General features: G+C 64.3%; 17 protein-coding genes. 3 read left to right on the forward strand and 14 right to left on the reverse strand.

Annotated features, from left to right (window positions below; genetic code table 11):
- Nucleotides 1–47 precede the first annotated feature (47 nt).
- Nucleotides 48–386 (forward strand): ferredoxin FdxA, encoded by a 339-nt coding sequence (gene fdxA, locus KRZ98_RS09430; protein WP_119749816.1) that lies wholly within the window; start codon nt 48–50, stop codon nt 384–386.
- Nucleotides 387–631: 245 nt separating this feature from the next.
- Nucleotides 632–1,159 carry a CarD family transcriptional regulator gene (locus KRZ98_RS09435; protein ID WP_017182186.1) on the forward strand — a complete coding sequence of 176 codons (528 nt, stop codon included), beginning with the start codon at nt 632–634 and terminating at the stop codon, nt 1,157–1,159.
- A 71-nt stretch (nt 1,160–1,230) separates the two neighbouring features.
- Here KRZ98_RS09435 and KRZ98_RS09440 read toward each other — a convergent pair whose 3' ends face one another.
- The 10 genes from KRZ98_RS09440 to KRZ98_RS09485 all read right to left on the reverse strand — a co-directional run bounded on the left by KRZ98_RS09440 (nt 1,231) and on the right by KRZ98_RS09485 (nt 11,369).
- Nucleotides 1,231–1,473 (reverse strand): hypothetical protein, encoded by a 243-nt coding sequence (locus tag KRZ98_RS09440; protein WP_217673313.1) that lies wholly within the window; start codon nt 1,471–1,473, stop codon nt 1,231–1,233.
- 76 nt (nt 1,474–1,549) lie between these two features.
- Nucleotides 1,550–2,053, reverse strand: coding sequence for an asparaginase domain-containing protein (locus tag KRZ98_RS09445; RefSeq protein WP_217673314.1), 504 nt, complete (start codon nt 2,051–2,053; stop codon nt 1,550–1,552).
- 19 nt (nt 2,054–2,072) lie between these two features.
- Nucleotides 2,073–2,897 carry a pyrroline-5-carboxylate reductase gene (locus KRZ98_RS09450; RefSeq protein WP_217673315.1) on the reverse strand — a complete coding sequence of 275 codons (825 nt, stop codon included), beginning with the start codon at nt 2,895–2,897 and terminating at the stop codon, nt 2,073–2,075.
- A gap of 4 nt (nt 2,898–2,901) precedes the next feature.
- On the reverse strand, nt 2,902–3,408 hold the full coding sequence (locus KRZ98_RS09455; RefSeq protein WP_006963728.1) for a YbjN domain-containing protein: 507 nt from the start codon (nt 3,406–3,408) through the stop codon (nt 2,902–2,904).
- 42 nt (nt 3,409–3,450) lie between these two features.
- Nucleotides 3,451–3,750 carry an accessory factor UbiK family protein gene (locus KRZ98_RS09460; RefSeq protein ID WP_217673678.1) on the reverse strand — a complete coding sequence of 100 codons (300 nt, stop codon included), beginning with the start codon at nt 3,748–3,750 and terminating at the stop codon, nt 3,451–3,453.
- Nucleotides 3,751–3,791: 41 nt separating this feature from the next.
- Nucleotides 3,792–4,340: a TspO/MBR family protein gene (locus tag KRZ98_RS09465; RefSeq protein ID WP_217673316.1), complete on the reverse strand. Its 549-nt coding sequence runs from the start codon at nt 4,338–4,340 to the stop codon at nt 3,792–3,794.
- 24 nt (nt 4,341–4,364) lie between these two features.
- The gene (locus KRZ98_RS09470; protein ID WP_217673317.1) at nt 4,365–7,469 is read right to left on the reverse strand and encodes an efflux RND transporter permease subunit; all 3,105 of its coding nucleotides are present in this window, start codon (nt 7,467–7,469) and stop codon (nt 4,365–4,367) included.
- Nucleotides 7,470–7,477: 8 nt separating this feature from the next.
- Nucleotides 7,478–8,521: an efflux RND transporter periplasmic adaptor subunit gene (locus KRZ98_RS09475; RefSeq protein ID WP_217673318.1), complete on the reverse strand. Its 1,044-nt coding sequence runs from the start codon at nt 8,519–8,521 to the stop codon at nt 7,478–7,480.
- Nucleotides 8,522–8,610: 89 nt separating this feature from the next.
- Nucleotides 8,611–9,348 (reverse strand): TlyA family RNA methyltransferase, encoded by a 738-nt coding sequence (locus KRZ98_RS09480; protein WP_217673319.1) that lies wholly within the window; start codon nt 9,346–9,348, stop codon nt 8,611–8,613.
- Nucleotides 9,348–11,369, reverse strand: a complete 2,022-nt coding sequence (locus KRZ98_RS09485; protein WP_217673320.1) for a protein-disulfide reductase DsbD — start codon at nt 11,367–11,369, stop codon at nt 9,348–9,350. Before KRZ98_RS09485 ends, KRZ98_RS09480 begins: the two co-directional genes overlap by 1 nt.
- A gap of 76 nt (nt 11,370–11,445) precedes the next feature.
- On the opposite strand from KRZ98_RS09485, the gene KRZ98_RS09490 reads away from it, so the two are divergent.
- Nucleotides 11,446–13,074, forward strand: a complete 1,629-nt coding sequence (locus tag KRZ98_RS09490) for an alkaline phosphatase family protein (RefSeq protein WP_217673321.1) — start codon at nt 11,446–11,448, stop codon at nt 13,072–13,074.
- A gap of 94 nt (nt 13,075–13,168) precedes the next feature.
- Here KRZ98_RS09490 and epsC read toward each other — a convergent pair whose 3' ends face one another.
- The 4 genes from epsC to KRZ98_RS09510 all read right to left on the reverse strand — a co-directional run bounded on the left by epsC (nt 13,169) and on the right by KRZ98_RS09510 (nt 17,313).
- Nucleotides 13,169–14,176 carry a serine O-acetyltransferase EpsC gene (gene epsC / locus KRZ98_RS09495; protein ID WP_217673322.1) on the reverse strand — a complete coding sequence of 336 codons (1,008 nt, stop codon included), beginning with the start codon at nt 14,174–14,176 and terminating at the stop codon, nt 13,169–13,171.
- A gap of 84 nt (nt 14,177–14,260) precedes the next feature.
- Nucleotides 14,261–15,583 carry an ATP-binding protein gene (locus KRZ98_RS09500; RefSeq protein ID WP_217673323.1) on the reverse strand — a complete coding sequence of 441 codons (1,323 nt, stop codon included), beginning with the start codon at nt 15,581–15,583 and terminating at the stop codon, nt 14,261–14,263.
- Nucleotides 15,580–16,290 (reverse strand): response regulator, encoded by a 711-nt coding sequence (locus tag KRZ98_RS09505; RefSeq protein WP_006961535.1) that lies wholly within the window; start codon nt 16,288–16,290, stop codon nt 15,580–15,582. The genes KRZ98_RS09500 and KRZ98_RS09505 overlap by 4 nt, the downstream gene beginning before the upstream one ends.
- A gap of 177 nt (nt 16,291–16,467) precedes the next feature.
- A complete protein-coding gene (locus KRZ98_RS09510; protein WP_217673324.1) occupies nt 16,468–17,313 on the reverse strand; it encodes a TorF family putative porin in 846 nt (281 codons plus the stop codon).
- Between the last annotated feature and the right edge of the window lie 219 nt (nt 17,314–17,532).

Here is a 17,532-nt window from a genome sequence, read left to right on the forward strand (position 1 = left end):
GCTGCGCATAGCAGGACCGCGCTTTTCCAACCAAGAGTGCCCTGACAATGACCTATGTCGTGACCGACAACTGCATCCGCTGCAAATATATGGATTGCGTCGAGGTCTGCCCCGTGGACTGTTTCTACGAGGGCGAGAATATGCTGGTCATCAATCCGAGCGAATGTATCGATTGCGGCGTGTGCGAACCGGAATGCCCGGCCGAGGCTATCCTGCCCGATACCGAGAATGGCCTGGAAAAATGGCTGGAACTTAACACCAAATATTCGGCTGAATGGCCCAACATCACAGTCAAGGGCGAAGCGCCTGCCGACGCCGACGCCATGAAGGGCGTGGAAGGCAAGCTAGAAAAGTTTTTCTCGCCCGAACCCGGTTCCGGCGACTGATCCGGGCGGCCCTGCGCCGCCCCCTCCCTGTCCGTTTTGCCTTGCACTCCCGGCGATTATGTCCGGGGGTGGTAATTTTGTTACGAATCTGCTATGTCACTTTTTAACGGTCGGACACCCTCCTGTCCGTCCCTGGAGAATTAGCTTCATGTTCTGACGGTGGCGCCGTGGACCCCCCATGCATATGCCCCTAGCGCATATGTTCCGCGACGGCCCCGTTCCCCGGTTGATTGGAAAGGTTCCAAATGGCTGCCAAGGCGCTGTCCTTTGACGTTGGTGATTATGTCGTTTACCCCAAGCATGGCGTGGGCCGTGTGATCGAACTGCAAAAGGAGCAGATCGCCGGCATGGAGCTGGAGCTATATGTGCTCCGCTTCGAAAAAGAGCGGATGACGCTCCGCGTGCCGACCAACAAAGCTGAAGGCGTCGGGATGCGCAAGCTCTCGTCCAACAAGACGCTGGAAGAATCGATGGAAACATTGAAGGGCAAGCCCAAGGTCAAGCGCACCATGTGGTCGCGCCGCGCGCAGGAATATGAAGCGAAGATCAATTCGGGCGATCTGGTGTCGATCGCCGAAGTGACCCGTGACCTGTTCCGCGCCGACGACCAGCCCGAACAAAGCTATTCCGAACGCCAGATTTTCGAGGCCGCGTCCAGCCGCCTCGCCCGCGAACTGGCGGCGATGGAAGAGACGGACGAACCCGCCGCGCTCAAGAAGATCCTCGCGATCCTCAATGAAGCCGCGCCGAAATATGCCAAGGTCGAAGGCTGACATCAGCCATTGACGCGAAAAGGGCGCGCCTTGCGAAAGGCGCGCCCTTTTTCGTGCAGCGATGCGCGGGCTTATTCGCCCTTGGTGTCGACCGCATCCTTGGCCGCATCACCGACATCGCTGGCAGCCTGCCCGACTTCTGTTGCAGCGCTGGTAACGGCATTATCATTGCTCGTCTCGCTGCTGACCAGGAAGAAGGCGGCAACTGCCACCACGATTACCAGCAGCAGGATTGCAAAGGTCATGCCCCCGCCACTGCGCTTTTCGATCACCGTGGTCGTCGTCGTTGCCGGACGCTCCTGATAGTCTGCCATGAAACTCTCCTCCTCATCGTTCAGACGGGCGGATAATGCACGACGGGTTGGGACGGTTCCGGGCGGTGACGGCGGCTCACTCGTCCAATGGCACGAACGCCCCCTTGGCGCGATCCTTGACCACCGCATCGGCGCGGAACACCGAACCGCTCATCGTGATATAGATGCCGGGCTGCGCCACCTGCGCCGTCGCAAAGGCCATGCCCAGATTGAAGCTCGCGTCGCTTTCGCCAAAGCGTGCCGGGGCCAACGCGCCGACCAGCACCACCGTCTTGCCGGGAATATCCGCCAATGCCTTGGCCGTGTCGGTCATCGTGTCGGTGCCATGGGTGATAACGATATGGCTTTCCGGCGCAGCAGCGACGCGGGCATAGATCAGCGCGCGGTCGGCATCGTCCAGTTCCAGACTATCCTTGCGCACAACCTCCTCGATCCGGAAGGGCCGCTTTACCCGCGCCACATCCAGCAGCCGGGCCATCACCGTTTCACCGACCTGATAGTCGGACAGGGCATCGAAATAGATTTTGTCGATCGTGCCACCGGTCGTCAGGATCAGGATGGGCGTTTCGGGGGACAACATGACAAGGCTCCGATGAAGATTACGCTCCGCGCGCCATCGCTTCACCACGATCGCGGGCGGCGGTCAGCGTGTCGGTGAGCAATGCCAGCAGCCGGTCGTCGGCGTCCAGCACATTCATTCCCTCGCGCGTCATGCCGCCGGGGCTGGCGACGCGATTGGCCAGCACGCCCGGACTGTCGCCGGTGCGGGCACTCGCCCGCGCAGCCATATTGGCCGAACCCTGCACCGTCGCCAGCGCCATGCGCGCGGCCTGATCGGCGGGGATGCCCAGCGCCTCACCCGCCCGTGCCAGCGCGTCGATGAAGCGGAAAAGGAAGGCGGGTCCACAACCCGACAGCGCCGTCACCTGATTGAACAGTGCTTCATCGCCAATCCATTCGGCCAGGCCCAACGGCGCGATCAACGCAGCAACATCCGCCTTTGCCTGCGCCGATGTCCTGTCATCGGCGAATAGCGCCGTAACCCCCTCGCCCAGCCCCACGGGCAGATTGGGCATTGCCCGCACCATATCCCGCACCGCCGGAAAACGCGCCCGCAAATCAGCGAGCAAGGTGCCAGCGAGGATCGAGACGACCCGCATGTCCGCCCCGCACAAAGGCGCAATCGCCGCTGCAACATCGGCAATCTGATAGGGCTTCATCCCCAGCAACACGGTCGTCCCGGCGGGCAGCGTGGCCGGATAGTCAGTGACCACCGTCACGCCATCCGCGACCGGACGCCCGCTTGGACGCAGCACCGTCACCCGTGCGGGATCCAGGCCGCAATCCAGCCAGCGTGCCAGCATCTGCCCGGCCATATTGCCGCAGCCGATAAGGAACAAATGATCGGGCCAACGGATCGCCACGCGCTCAGGCCTCGCCGCGGGTTTCGATCAGGCTGGCGGCAATCGCCTCGGTCGGGCTCTTGCCGCCCCACAACACGAACTGGAACACCGGATAGAAACGCTCGCATTCGTCGATCGCGGTCTCGACCAGCAATTGCGCCTGATCCAGCGTCAGCGTGCCGCCTGCGCCCAGCAGCGCGCCATGGCGGAACAAAATGATGCCGCTCGACGACCATAGCTCAAAATGGCCCAGCCACAGTTGTTCGTTAATCAGCCCCAGCGTCTCGTAGATCGTGCCGCGCTTTTCATCGGTGACGCGAATATCTGGCAGCGCCAGCAGTTGCAGCACCTGATCCTCGTCGCGCCAGATGCCGCGCAGCTCATATTGCGCCCAGCTGCCTTGCGTATTGGCGACGATCTCATCCTCGCCAACCTGCTCGTAGGTCCAGCCATGCGCCTCGAAAAAGGCCGCCAGCATGTCGATCGGCGCGGCTTCCTGGCCGCCATGCTCAAACTCGTCACTATCCATCATCGGCGCGCCTTAACACCGCGAACGGCGAAAGGACAGACTGGATCAGTCCGCTTCAACGGGCTTGGTCTTGGTCGCCTTGACCGTCTTTTTGACCGGTTCGGACGTCTTGCCTTCCAGCGCGTCGATGCGGGCCTTGAGCAATTCCACCTCTTCGCGCGCCGCCGCCGCCAGCGCCTTGACCGCGTCAAACTCCTCACGCGACACGAAGTCCGCGCCGCCCATCCATTCCTTGGCCTTCTCGCGCGCATTGGCCTCAAACTCGCGGCTCATGCCCGCCACGGTCCCGGCCGCGCCATTCACCAGCTTGGCCAGATCGTCGAAAAAGCGGTTCTCGCTCTGCATGATGCTCATCCTCTCAACGGGCGCGGCAACCGCGCCAAAAATCATATCTGGGTCTGAAGCGCGGGCGCGACAAGGGTTTGCGCGTCCGGGTTCAGGCGATTAATCTCATAATTGAGGAAGGAGGCGAAGGCCAGCCAGGCCAGATAGGGCAGCAGCAACCAGCCTGCGACGCGGCGGATACGGCTGAACAGCCAGGCCGTTACCGTCACCAGCACGAACAGGACGAGGATCAGCACCAGCGCGCTGCCGACCTGATGCGCGCGGAAAAAGAGCGGCGACCAGGCAAGGTTCATGACAAACTGGACCAGAAACAGGGTGATGGCCAGGCCCCGCCCCTTCGCCCCGCGCGCGTGCAGCACGATCGCCAGCGCCAGTGCCATCGCAATGTAGAGAATGGTCCAGGCGACGCCAAATGCCCAGCCCGGCGGCATCAGCGCGGGCTTTACCAGCGCGTCGAACCAGCGATTGCCAAAGCCGCTATTGGCGAACTGCCCCGACAGGAAACCCAACAGGACGATGACCGGCACGGTCACCAGCGCCCAGCGCAGATAGGCAAGGCGCAATTGGCCGGGGGACGCGATTTCGTTCATCGGCAACGCTTCTCCACGCTCATCCTATTCGGCCGGATCGGGCGAATCCTTCAACGCCGAATCCAGCTTGCGACCAACGGTTTGCGGAGAAACGGTCCGCTTCGCAACACGCGAATAGAATATGGGGATCAGGAACAGGGTGATCAGCGTCGCCAGACTGACGCCAAAGACGATGACCACGCCGATCGAGTTGCGCGCCGCCGCGCCAGCGCCGCCGCGAATCACCAGTGGCACCGCGCCGATGACGGTCGCGATCGACGTCATCAGGATCGGCCGCAGGCGGCGGGTCGCGGCCTCCCGAATGGCCTCCGCCACCTCCAGCCCCTCGTCGCGCAACTGGTTGGCGAACTCGACGATCAGGATGCCATTCTTGGCCGCCAGCCCCACCAGCATGACGATGCCGATCTGGCTGTAAAGGTTGATCGACCCGCCCGTGACAATCAGCCCCAGCACGCCACCCGCCACCGCCAGCGGCACCGTTGCTATGATGACGCCGGGATGAATGAAACTCTCGAATTGCGCTGCCAGCAGCAGATAGACGATCAGGATGGTGAGGCCAAAAATTAGCCAGATCGACCCGCCGGTTTCGCGCAGCGACTGGCTTTCGCCGCGATAGCCGATCGCCAGCACTTCGGGCGACTGGCGCGCTTCCGTCTCCAGAAAGGCGAGCGCCTGTCCCAGCGACGTGCCGGGGGCCAGCGCAGCGGTCAGCGTGATGGCGCGCAGCTTGTTGTAACGGTTGAGCTGGCGCGGCCCGGCCACTTCGCGTACCGTGACCAACGCCGACAGCGGGACCAGAGCACCATTGGTCGCGCGCACCTGTATCCGTTCCAGATCGGCCAGCGTCTGCCGCCCCTCCTGTTCCGCCTGCACCAGCACGCGATATTCCTCGCCCCGGTCGACATAGGTGGTCACGCGCCGCGACCCCAACAGGCTTTGCAAGGCCTGGCTGATGTCGTTGACCGACACGCCCAGGTCACCCGCGCGCTGCTGGTTGACGTCGATCCGCATCTGCGGCTTGGTTTCCTTATAGTCGCTGTCCAGGTTGATCAGCCCCGGATAGCTGGCCGCGGCGGCAATGATCCGATCGCGCGCCACCACCAGCCCTTCATAGGTCGATCCGGCCAGCACGATATTGACCGGCAGGCCGCGCCCACGCCCCAGCCCCGATCGCGGTGCCGCATTGCCGCGCACGCCGGGCTGGTCGGCAATCACCTTGTTGATAATGGTCGCGACTTCCGCCGTCGTGATCGTGCGGTCCTCCCATGGGCGCAGGAAGGCGATGACATTGCCGCTGTTGAAATCATCCGACGTCCCGAAACCTGCCGGCGCACGGACAATCAGATTCTGGAGCGTTCCGTCTTTCCGCAACGGGGCCAGCTCATTTTCGATCTTGCGCATGTAGGCCAGCATCCGGTCAAAGCCCGCCCCCTCCGGCGCGCTGATCTGGCTGTCGACCACGCCGGTATCCTCGGCAGGTGCCAGTTCGCTCGGCAGCAGGGTGAACATCCCCCCCGCAAGCGCCAGAAATAGACCAACCCCGATCAGCGGCAGCAGCGGCTTGCGCAGGACATGGTCCAGCCAGCGGGCATAGCCGCCCTCCAGCCGCTGGAACCGGGCATCGACCCAGCGCGCCAGCCGCCCGCGTTCGGCATTGTTGAGCAGCTTGGAACAGAGCATCGGGGCCAGGCTGAGCGATATGAAGCCCGAAAAAGCGATGGCGGCGATCATCGCGACCGCCAGTTCGCGGAACAGCAGTCCGGTCTGCCCCGCCAGGAACATCACCGGCACGAACACCGCGCAAACGACCAATGTGGTGGAAATGATCGCAAAACCCACCTGCCGCGTACCGAGATAAGAGGCGACCAGCGGGTCTTCTCCCTGCTCGATCCGATGATAGACATTCTCCAGCACGACGATCGCGTCATCCACCACCAGCCCGATCGCCAGCACGAAGGCGAGCAAGGTCAGCAGGTTGATGGACAGGCCAAGCAGCCACATGACCGCGCAGGTCGCCAGCAGGCAGATCGGCACGGTGATGGCGGGCACGATCGTCGCGCGCACCGACCCTAGGAACAGGAAGATGACGAGGATGACGAGCAGCGCCGCTTCAAGCAGCGTGTCATAGACATTTTCGATCGCGCGGCTGATGAACAGCGATTCGTCGGAACCAACCGCCACCCGCATCCCCTGCGGCAGGGTCGGGCGCAACTGTTCGGCCAGCGCCTTGGCCTTGTCCGCCACCTCCAGCGTGTTCGCGCCCGACTGCCGCACGATGCCAAGGCCGATCGCGGTCCCGGCATTGGAGCGGAAGCTGCTATAGGGGTTTTCCGGCCCTTCCTCGATCCGCGCGACATCGCCCAGCTTGACCTGATAGCCATTGTCGCCCCGGCCAACGACCAACTGGGCAAATTGCTCCGGCGTGGCGAACGGGCGATCCACACGCAGCGTCTGGTTCTGATCCTTCGATTCAAACCGCCCGGCGGGCAGTTCGACATTCTGCGCACGCAATGCATTTTCGACATCGGCCGGCGTCAGGCCAAAGGCGGCTAGCCGCTCCGCATTCATCCACACGCGGGTCGATGGCCGCGCCTCCCCGCCGATCGTGACGCGCGCTACCCCGTCGATCGCGGAGAAACGGTCGGCAATATTGCGGTCGATATAATCGCTCAGCTGGATCGCGCTCCAGCCGGGGCGGGAGAAGGCCAGGAACAGGATCGGCCGCGCATCCGCATCGACCTTGCGGATTTCAGGCGCCAGCGCATCCTCCGGCAGATCCTCCACCACTGACCCCACCCGGTCGCGCACATCGTTGGCGGCGGTGTCTATGTCGCGCGAGGGATCGAATTCGATGCTGATGTTGGACGTACCGTCCTGCGACGTCGATGTAATCGTGCGGATGCCCTGCACGCCCGCGACCGCATCCTCGATCAGCTGGGTGATGCGGGTTTCCACGACCGAAGCCGCAGCGCCGGTATAATTGGTCTCGACCGACACGACCGGCGGATCGGTGTCGGGATATTCGCGAACCGACAGGCTGAGATAGCCCACCACCCCGACGATGCAGAGCAGCACCGCGACGACGGCGGAGAAAACCGGGCGGCGGACGGACAGGTCGGACAGCTGCATGGCGTTGCTTAGCCTGCGGGCTTGGCTGATGGCGCGGGCTTATCCCCTGCCAGTCGCACCGGCGCGCCATCGCTCAGCTTGACGACGCCATCGGTAACGACCATCTGCCCGGCCTTCACCCCGCCCAAAATCTCGACCAGTCCGTTCTGGCGCAGGCCGGTATCGACCTTGACCCGCTTGGCCTTGCGATCCTCCAGCACGAACACGAAGCGTTCCTCACCATCGCCGACCACTGCCAGTTCGGGCAGCGCAAGCGACTTGCGCTGGCGCGACACGATGCTGACGGTCAGCAACATGCCAGGCTTCAACGCACGATCGGGATTGGGCAGGATCGCGCGCACGCGCACGGCGCGGGTGGCGGGGTCGATCACCGGGTCGATCGTTGCGATCGTGCCGGTAAAGGGCCGGTCGGGCCAGGCGGCAGAGACAGCGCGGATCGCCTGACCCGCGCGAATGGTGGCCAGGCGCGTCTCCGGCACGGTGAAGTCCAGCTTGATTCGCGAAATGTCGCTGACCGTGGCGATCGCCGTCCCCGCCGTCACGATCGCGCCGGGCGATACGGTGCGCAGGCTGACCCAGCCGCCAAAGGGCGCGCGGATCACCCGGTCGCTGATCGCAGCGCGACTCTGGTCGGCGCTCGCCTTGGCCGCATTGGCCAGCGCCAACTGCTGATCGAGCGAAGCGGCCGTCGCGAACCCGCGCGTTTTCAAAGCCTGCACCCGCTGCAATTGCTGCCCGGCCTGCAACGCCTGCGCCTGCGCCGCGGCCAGTTCCGCCTGTTCCTCGGCGATCGACATGGTCGCGATCACCTGCCCCTTGGCGACATAGCCGCCATCGGCGAAATTGATCGACGTAACCCGCTCGGTCACCGGCGCAGACAGGATAACCTGTTCATTGGCCAGCGCCGTGCCGACAGCGTCGAGCGTATCGGCGAAATCGGCGGTTGCGATCGGCGCCGCCTCGACCAGCGCAGCCGGGCGCGGCTTGGGCGCCTTGTCGCCGCTGCAACCGGCAAGGCAAAGGGCGGTGAAAAGAAACAGGGAATTACGCATGGTGGAGGGCTATCGGGCCTTTCGGTGCGACACAACATGGCCTTTTGTCGCAAGATGTAACAACGTCCCAAATAACGAACATAAGGCGTTTATCCACCAAGCCGGGCATGGAGCAGAAATTCGACATTGCCCTGCGGTCCGGTGATCGGACTGGGCGTGATGCCGATAACGGTCCATCCCTGCGCCTGTATCCATGCGCCCACCTCTTCACAAACCCGTTCGTGGATGTCTGGATCGCGCACCACCCCGCCCTTGCCGACTTCCTCACGCCCCGCCTCGAACTGCGGCTTGATGAGCGCCACCAGCGCCGCGCCGGGGCGCGCGAAGCTCAGCGGTCGTTCCAGCACCTTGGCCAGCGATATGAAGCTGGCGTCGCACACGATGATGTCGATCGGTTCGGGGATGTGCGCCGCTGTCAGGATGCGCGCGCTCGTCTGTTCATGGACGATGACGCGATCGTCGCTGCGCAATTTCCACGCCAGCTGGTTGGTGCCGCTGTCCACCGCATAGACTCGGATCGCGCCATTGGTCAGCAGCACGTCAGTAAAGCCGCCGGTCGAGCTACCCACGTCCAGCCCCACCATGCCGGTCACGGGAATCGCATATTCGGCCAAGGCATGAGCCAGCTTGATGCCGCCGCGCGACACCCAGGGATGGTCCCGGCCCCGCACGTCCAGTTCCGCGTCCAGCGCGACCTGCTGCCCGGCCTTGTCGATCTTCCGATCGCCCAAAAAGACCAGGCCCGCCAGGATCAGCGCCTGCGCCCGCGCCCGGCTTTCCGCCAGGCCATTGTCGACCAGCAACTGATCAGCGCGAATTTTCGCCATCAGCGCACCAGCGCCGTCAGCGTGGCTGGCGTCAGCAATTGCGGCAAAGTCTGCGCCTCCCTGCCCGGCGCATACCAGAGGTACAGCGGCACGCCCGACCGCCCCTGCCCTTCCAGAAAGCGGGTGATCGCCGGGTCGGCATTGGTCCAGTCGCCGACCATGACCGTGACGCCACCCTTGTCGAACGCCGCGCGGGTTTCGGCACGGTCGATCGCGGCGGCTTCATTGGCCTTGCAGGTCAGGCACCAGTCGGCGGTGAAATAGAGAAATACTGGCTTGTCGGATGCCCGCAGACTAGCCAGTTTCGCTTCGTCGAAGGGGAGCGCCGCGCCTTCCTGAGCCGCCGCAGCAGGCGCGCGCGACGGCAGCAGCGCAACCGCCCCGCCCAGCACGGCCAGCCCCGCCAGCGCGACGATCCAGCCACCACCGCGCCCGGCCCGCTGCCGACTGCCCAGCCACCAGAGCAGCAGGACAAAGGCCAGCATGGCAGCCAAACCAATGGTCATGCCCACAACGCCGCGCTGTTGCCCCAGCAACCAGGCCAGCCCCAGCGCGGTCAGGAACATCGGGATCGCCAATATCTTCTGGAAGCGCCCCATCCATGGTCCGGGGCGGGGCAACCGTGTGCGCAGCGCCGGGATATAGGCCAGCAGCAGGAAGGGCAGCGCCAGCCCCAGCCCCAGCCCGGCAAACACTGCCAGCGCGGCTGCCAGCGGCAGCACCATCGCCGCGCCCATCGCCGCGCCCATGAACGGCCCGGTGCAGGGCGTCGCGACGAAGGCGACCAGCGCCCCGGTCCAGAAGGCACCCGCCATACCGCCCTTGCCCGCCAGCCCCTCGCCGCCGCCGACCGCCCGCAGTTCAAACAGCCCCGCCAGATTGAAGGCGATGGCGCTGACCAGCAGCAGCAGCGACAGGATGATGCGCGGGTCCTGCAACTGGAACGCCCAGCCCACCGCCGCGCCGACTGCCCGCAACGCCAGTAGCGCCGCGCCCAGCGCCAGACAGGTGGCGATCACCCCGGCGGCATAGGCCAGCGCCTCGCGCCGGACCGTGGGTTCATCGCCGCCAGCCTTGGCCAGCTTCATGGCTTTCAGCCCCAATATCGGGAACACGCAGGGCATGATGTTGAGCAGCAATCCACCGAGCAGAGCGCCACCCAGCGCGATCAGGATCGCCTGCATCGTGCCGCCCGACGCCGCGACCGCGCCGGGGCGGGCGGTCAGCAGAAAGCCGACATGGTCCCCGGTCGCCAGCACCGCCTGCACTGCGCCGCCCTTGCCACCCTCGCCCGCGTCGGTTTCGACCAGCAGCCGGTCGCCATCGCGGGTCACGCTCTGCGGCGCGGCATAGCGCGCCAGCCCTTCGGCAAGCGGGAAAAGATGCACATTGCTCACCTGCGCATCGGCGGGGAACGGCACCGACAGGCGCAGCTTGCCACCCGCAATCGCATAGGTCGCCTCCGACCCCAGCGGACGGGCCAGGTGGCTGCGCCACGCATCGAACCGCGCACGATCTGCCACTACAACCCGTCCGTCGCCCGCAACAAGATCCAGCGCCATCTCGCCACTTTCGGGCACGCAGACCTTGTCCGTGCAGGCCAGCCACTGCGCTTTGACCCGCACCGGCAGGCGCGTGCCAGCCGCGACGTCGGGCGCGACCGTCAGGGTCGCCAGCACGCCATAGGGGCCTTCATAGACATGGTTCATCAGGCCCGAAATCAGCAGCGTTTCCGGCACCGGATAGCGCAGACGCCCCACCGTGACGCCCTTTGGCAATGTCCAGCTCACTGTCATGCCCAGGCCCGCGTCGCCCGGATTTTCCCAATAGCCGTGCCAGCCCGCCTCCGGCACCATGGCAAAGGCAATGCTGGTCGATTTGCCCGGCGCGGGCGTGGCGCTTTCGGCCACCAGTCGCGCGGCGATATGCGGCGCGGCGCCCCCGAACGCCCCCTGCGCCTGCGCGCCTGAAACCCCCGCCAGCAACGCCAGCGTCATCAGTATGACATGAAAAATCCGCATCGGGCCTCTGGTCGGGTGGATGTCAGCGGGCTAGGTCCGGTGGCGTTCGCCGTCAAGGCTGGAGAAGGTACAGTAGATGTTGAGAAAAGTCGCCGCCGCCCTGCTGCTCGCCACCGCAATCCCCGCTACCGCACAAACGACGCCGCCCAAGCTGATCGTCGCGATCTCGGTCGACCAGTTTTCGGCCGACCTGTTCAGCGAATACCGGCAATATTATAGCGGCGGTCTAAAGCGGCTGACGCAGGGCGTCGTGTTCCCCAAAGGCTATCAAAGCCATGCGGCGACCGAAACCTGCCCCGGCCATTCGACCATCCTGACCGGCAGCCGCCCGTCGCGCACCGGCATCATCGCCAACACCTGGTTCGACCTGTCGATCGCGCGGGAGGACAAGGCGATCTATTGCGCCGAGGATGAAAGCGTGTCCGGCAGCAACAGCGGCGATTATGTCGCTTCCCCCATTCACCTCAAAGTCCCGACCCTGGGCGGCCGGATGAAGATCGCCAATCCCGCCACTCGCGTCGTGTCCGTCGCGGGGAAGGATCGCGCCGCGATCATGATGGGCGGGCCGACCGCCGACCAGACCTGGTGGATCGGCGGCGCGCAGGGCTTTGTCAGCTATAAGGGCGTCGCCACCCCGCCGCTGGTCGCGAAAATCAACGAAGCCTTCGCCCAGCGTCTGACCCAGCCCAATGCGGGCTTCGACCTGCCGCAGCAATGCGTGGCCAAGGATTTCCCCGTCGCGATCGGCGCTGGCAAAAGTGTCGGCACAGGCCGCTTCGCACGCGCCGCTGGCGATTTCAAAGCCTTCCGCGCCTCGCCCGAACAGGATGCGATGACGCTGGTGCTGGCCGCCGGTGCGATCGAAAGCATGGGGCTGGGCAAGCAGGCGCAGACCGACATCATCTCGATCGGCCTGTCGGCGACCGATTATGTCGGCCACACTTACGGCACCGAAGGCACCGAAAGCTGCATCCAGATCGACCGGCTCGACCGCGAACTGGGCGCTTTCTTCGATCGACTCGACAAGGACGGCATCGACTATGCCGTGGTGCTGACTGCCGACCATGGCGGCCACGACCTGCCCGAACGCCACCGCGAAAATGCCATGCCGATGGAAAGCCGCGCCGATGAGGCGCTGACGCCCAAGGCGCTGACCGCGACCATCGGGGCAAAGACCGGCCTGACCGGCAAGAAGCTGATATGGGGCGACGGCCCGGCGGGTGACCTGTATTTCGACAAGGGGCTGACCGCCGCTCAGCGCGCGAAGGTAGAGGCCGAAACGCTCACATTGCTACGCGCCCATCCGCAGGTCGAGGCCGCCTATACCAAGCCGCAGATCGCCGCGGTCCCCTCCCCCTCCGGCCCGCCGGAAAGCTGGACCCTGCTTCAGGAAGCGCGCGCCAGCTTCGACGCCCAACGGTCGGGCGACATATTGCTGCTGCTCAAGCCCCGCATCACGCCGATCGTCGATCCGACCAAGGGCTATGTCGCGACCCATGGCAGCCCATGGGACTATGACCGCCGCGTCCCCATCCTCTTCTGGCGCAAGGGGCTGACCCATTTCGAACAGCCGCTGGGCGTGGAGACGGTGGACATCATGCCCACCCTGGCGGCGCTGATCGCCCTGCCGGTTGCCAAGAGCGAGATTGACGGCCGTTGCCTGGATCTGGTGGCGGGCGAAGGAACCAGCTGCCCGGCGCAATAAATCCGATCAAACACCCTACCTCCGTTCGTTTCGAGCGAAGTCGAGAAACCTCTGCCAGCGTTTCTCGACACGCTCGAAACGAACAGGTGGTGGATCAAATATTCTCCCCCACCCCGTCGGTGCTCTCCACCAATGCATGGACGCGGTGCGGGGCGGATACGTCGACGCGGCTGGTGACTTCATACTGCGCCTTGGCCTGACGCACATTGGAATCGGCCGGGACGCTGTCGGTCAACCAGACATTGCCGCCAATGACCGACCGGCTGCCGACGATGATCCGCCCCAGCACCGTGGCACCGGCATAGATGACGACATCATCCTCGATAATCGGATGGCGCGGCAGCGCCTTTTCCAGCGTCCCCTTCTCGTCCGCCGGGAAACTGCGCGCGCCCAGCGTCACGCCCTGGTAGAGTCGCACCCGCTGTCCCACGATCGCGGTTTCGCCGATAACGACGCCGGTGCCATGATCGATAAAGAAGCTGGGACCGATCTTCGCGCCGGGGTGAATGTCTATCCCGGTCTTGCTATGGGCGATTTCGGAGATGATCCGCGCCACCAGCGGCGCACCCAGTTCATGCAGCCGATGCGCCAGCCGGTGATGGATGATCGCCAGCATCGAAGGGTAGCAGATCAGCACCTCATCCACGCTGCGCGCGGCGGGATCACCCAGAAACGCAGCCTCCACATCGGTATCGAGCAGTTCGCGCAAACCGGGCAGCGCTTGCGCAAAGCCGCTGATGATCCGCGCCGCCTGCGCGTCAATCGCGGTCGCCGGTTCGTCCTTCAGCGCATAGATCAGTTCCAGCCTGATCTGGCCGTAGAGGCGACTCAGCACAGTCTGGAGCGTCTCGGCGACGAAACTGTTCTCATTATGCAGCCGCACGAAATCGGGGCCAAGCCGCAGCGGGAACAGCGCGCCGCACAGCGCCTGCATGATCTTCGTCAGATTGGCACGCGAGGGGAAGCCCTCCGCGCCATATTCGGCATGATGCTGCTGGTCGCGCCGCCAACGGCCGCGCACCGCGCCCAGATCGGCGACCAGCCGATCCAGATCCCAGTAACCGTCAACCTCGCTGTTTGGCTTATCCACGTCCGCCGTCATATGCGCCTCGTTCCTTGATGGCGCAGGCTTAGCCTGTGCAGGGGCGCGGCGATAAACGAGTTTTGCTTGTAGCCGGACAGTTTCTCATTTGCTGGCGGGCAGGAACAGGCAGATTTCGGCGCGCAAGCCCCCTTCGGGCCGGTTGGCCAGCGTCAGCTTGCCCCCTTCGGCATCGACCGCCTTCTGCACGATCGCCAGGCCCAGCCCCAGCCCGCTTGTATTACGCTGGCGCGCGGTGTCGAGCCGGGCGAAGGGTTTGAGGACCGCGTCCAGTTGATCGCGCGGAATGCCGGGACCATCGTCATCGACCCGGATCAGCACCTCATTCCCCTTGCGCTCCACTGTCACGCGCGCGCGCTTGCCATAATGAAGCGCGTTTTCAATGAGGTTGCGCACCGCCCGGCGGAGCGAGAGCGCCCGCACCGCCATTTCCAGATGGTCCGGCCCGGCATAATCGACATCATGGCCATGGTCCTGAAACGCATCGACAATCGTTGCCACCGTGACGGCCAGGTCGGTGCGCACGGCGGGTTCTGGATCTTTCTCGCCACCCAGAAAATCGAGCAGCGATTCGATCATCTGCCCCATTTCCTCCAGGTCGCCGTCCATCGCCGCGCGCGTCTCGCCATCCGGCACCGTCTCCAGCCGCAATTGCAGTCGGGCGAGCGGCGTGCGCATGTCATGGCCGACCGCCGCCAGCGTCTCCGTCCGCTCGTCGATCAGGCGATGGATGCGGGTCTGCATCACGTTGAAGGCGCGGATCAGGTTGCGCACGTCATTGGTGCCTGCTTCAGGCAGGATGACTTCCCGTCCCAGGCCGATCTGCTCGGTCGCGCGGGTCAGGTCGCGCAGCGGAGCCAGCGTCTTGCGGATCAGCGCCCAGCCCGCGATCAGCAGCGCCAATACCGGGATGAGTGCCATCCCCAACCTGCCAATGGTAAAGGCCCATTTGCCCCCGCCATGATGCATCCCGAAATAGAGCCAGCTGCCGTCGGGCAATTGCAGCCCGCCGTTAATCTCCGAATGGCGACCGGGCGACGCCAACCGCAGCCACAGCCGCGATCGTTCCAGACTGGGTTCCCAGGCGATGATCTGCTGCCGCATCCGCTCCAGTTCCGGCGATAGCGGCGGCGGCGGCGGCGCAGCGGGGGACCAGTGGACATCGTACCGATCCGTGGTCAGTTGCACGCCCATGGTGCGCCGTTCCTCGACCGGCTGCTCGGTCAGCAGCTTGCGCGCGATCACCAGATGCTCGGCCAGCCGCCGCGCCTCGTCATCCTGCAGGGATAGCTGGCTGGCGCGTTCGTACATCAACGTGCCGACCGCAAATTCCAGCATCACCGTCAGCAACAGGATCGCAAAAATGCGGCCGACCAGCCCCAGCGATCCTTTGAAATGCCGTTTCAAGCGCGGCTGACCTCGGCATTGAACATATAACCGACGCCGCGCACCGTGGTGATCGGCGCAGGGCGATCTTCGGTGGTCAGCTTGCGGCGGAGGCGGCTGACCAGCACATCGATGCTGCGGTCGCTGCTGTCCCCCATGCGGGTGCGCGACAGTTCGATCAGTCGCTCCCGCGCGATCACGCGCTGCGGATGGCTGAGGAAGCTGCCCAGCAGATCAAATTCCGCGCCGGTCAGGTCAACGATCGCGCCCGTGGGCGATCGCAGTTCGCGGCGGGGAAAATTCACCACCCAATCATCGAACCGCGCTTCATTTTCGCGATGATCGTCCGGCCCGCGCTCCAGCCCCACCCGACGCAATATGGCGCGGATGCGGGCGATCAGCTCGCGGGTGCCGAACGGCTTTGGCAGATAATCGTCCGCGCCCAGTTCCAGCCCGACGATCCGGTCGGTCTCACTGCCCTTGGCGCTGATGAAGATGATGGGAACGTCGCTCTTGCGCCGGATCTGGCGGCACAGGTCTATCCCGTTAGTGCCCGGCAGCATGACGTCCAGCACGACCAGATCGACCGGGCCGGCATCGAACGCCACCCACATTTCCGGTCCCGAAGAGGCAGGGCGAACCTGATAGCCATGTTCCTGCAACGCCCGCGCGGTCAGGGTGCGCAGCGGCGGGTCATCCTCGACCAGGATGATGGTGGGGGCAGTCATGATGGGGACGACAGAGCGTTGGTCATGTCAGCAGGGATAGGGTCGCCCTTAACAGGGGTCAACCATGAGCGGCTTGCGAAACGTTCCGCAGCGGCAGCAGCAACAATTTGTCATGCCAGCGCCATCGCGGCAGGCAAAGGTGCGCCGGGCCTGTACGAACAGGCCCGGCGCTTTGGATCAGAAAGCGGCGGTCAGCGAGAAAACGACCTGGCTGCGCGCGATCGACTTGCCGACGTCCTTGCTGTCGCCCGAAACGGCGAAGTTGGGACGCAGGTAGTTTTCCTCGACGCGGGCAATGTCGGTGTCGACATAGGCGACGCCCAGGGTCAGCGGGGTGCCGGGGATGGCAACATCCGCACCAACCAGCCAGTCGACATATTTGCCGGTCGGGGCAATCGACGTGCCGTTCGGGCCAAGGCCGGGGTTACCGTTCGAATAGCCCAGATGCGCCTTCAGCGTGACAGGCGTGTTGGGAACCGCACCGCTCACGTCAGCCCAGACGTACAGGTTATCTTCCTTGTCGCCGGGGTTGAAGATGGTGCAAGCCGCATCGCTGCACCAGTTGCCCAGGGCTTCCTGCTTGGGCGCGTAAGCAACGCCAACCAGACCCTTGACCGGGCCGATCGTGCTGGACAGCTTGACATAGGGCTCAGCGAAATCAGTGATGTCGGCACCCGACGGATACATGTACCAGGTCAGACCGACGTCCAGCGTCGCGCCGCCCAGCGGAATGGCGTAACCGGCAAACAGGTCGAGTTCCATGTTGGAACCACCAAAACGGCCCCAGCCGCCCAGGTTCGATGCCCAGGTGCCGACATAGGCGCCGCTTTCATGCGTGGCGGTGATGCCACCCTGAACGGCCATGCCCTTGTCGCTCTGCGACACGCCACGGAAGCGATAGTCGGAAACGAGGCCAACGCTGCCCGTGACGGTGACGGGGCTGGCAGGTTCTTCCTGCGCGAAAGCCGGTACGCTGGACATAAGCGCGAGGGCGACAGTAGCGATCTTATACTTCATGAACATTCCCCTTTACGAAAGAATGTTCCGTCCTGCGTCCACTCTGATCCGAAAGTCTGTTGCTTGCGCTTCCAGTATCGGTGGTCGTGGTCTGCCTAATTCTCAAATGCCGATCAGGCAAACAGGATTTTCTCGCAGATGCGAGATGATGCTAATCGCTGTGACATAAAAGTAACTATTCATTGTCGGTACAATGTGGTCCCAAGACATAAAAATGCCGCCGTG

The sequence above is a fragment of the Sphingobium sp. AS12 genome, from assembly GCF_019097845.1.
In the GTDB taxonomy this organism is placed as follows: domain Bacteria; phylum Pseudomonadota; class Alphaproteobacteria; order Sphingomonadales; family Sphingomonadaceae; genus Sphingobium.

Coding starts and splice junctions, on each gene's coding strand:
- epsC (WP_217673322.1), bottom strand. CDS start 14,176: ATGACGGCGGACGTGGATAAGCCAAACAGCGAGGTTGACGGTTACTGG.
- KRZ98_RS09445 (WP_217673314.1), bottom strand. CDS start 2,053: ATGTTGTCCCCCGAAACGCCCATCCTGATCCTGACGACCGGTGGCACG.
- KRZ98_RS09435 (WP_017182186.1), top strand. CDS start 632: ATGGCTGCCAAGGCGCTGTCCTTTGACGTTGGTGATTATGTCGTTTAC.
- KRZ98_RS09470 (WP_217673317.1), bottom strand. CDS start 7,469: ATGCAGCTGTCCGACCTGTCCGTCCGCCGCCCGGTTTTCTCCGCCGTC.
- KRZ98_RS09510 (WP_217673324.1), bottom strand. CDS start 17,313: ATGTTCATGAAGTATAAGATCGCTACTGTCGCCCTCGCGCTTATGTCC.
- KRZ98_RS09460 (WP_217673678.1), bottom strand. CDS start 3,750: ATGCAGAGCGAGAACCGCTTTTTCGACGATCTGGCCAAGCTGGTGAAT.
- fdxA (WP_119749816.1), top strand. CDS start 48: ATGACCTATGTCGTGACCGACAACTGCATCCGCTGCAAATATATGGAT.
- KRZ98_RS09505 (WP_006961535.1), bottom strand. CDS start 16,290: ATGACTGCCCCCACCATCATCCTGGTCGAGGATGACCCGCCGCTGCGC.
- KRZ98_RS09485 (WP_217673320.1), bottom strand. CDS start 11,369: ATGCGGATTTTTCATGTCATACTGATGACGCTGGCGTTGCTGGCGGGG.
- KRZ98_RS09490 (WP_217673321.1), top strand. CDS start 11,446: ATGTTGAGAAAAGTCGCCGCCGCCCTGCTGCTCGCCACCGCAATCCCC.
- KRZ98_RS09475 (WP_217673318.1), bottom strand. CDS start 8,521: ATGCGTAATTCCCTGTTTCTTTTCACCGCCCTTTGCCTTGCCGGTTGC.
- KRZ98_RS09440 (WP_217673313.1), bottom strand. CDS start 1,473: ATGGCAGACTATCAGGAGCGTCCGGCAACGACGACGACCACGGTGATC.
- KRZ98_RS09455 (WP_006963728.1), bottom strand. CDS start 3,408: ATGATGGATAGTGACGAGTTTGAGCATGGCGGCCAGGAAGCCGCGCCG.
- KRZ98_RS09465 (WP_217673316.1), bottom strand. CDS start 4,340: ATGAACGAAATCGCGTCCCCCGGCCAATTGCGCCTTGCCTATCTGCGC.
- KRZ98_RS09480 (WP_217673319.1), bottom strand. CDS start 9,348: ATGGCGAAAATTCGCGCTGATCAGTTGCTGGTCGACAATGGCCTGGCG.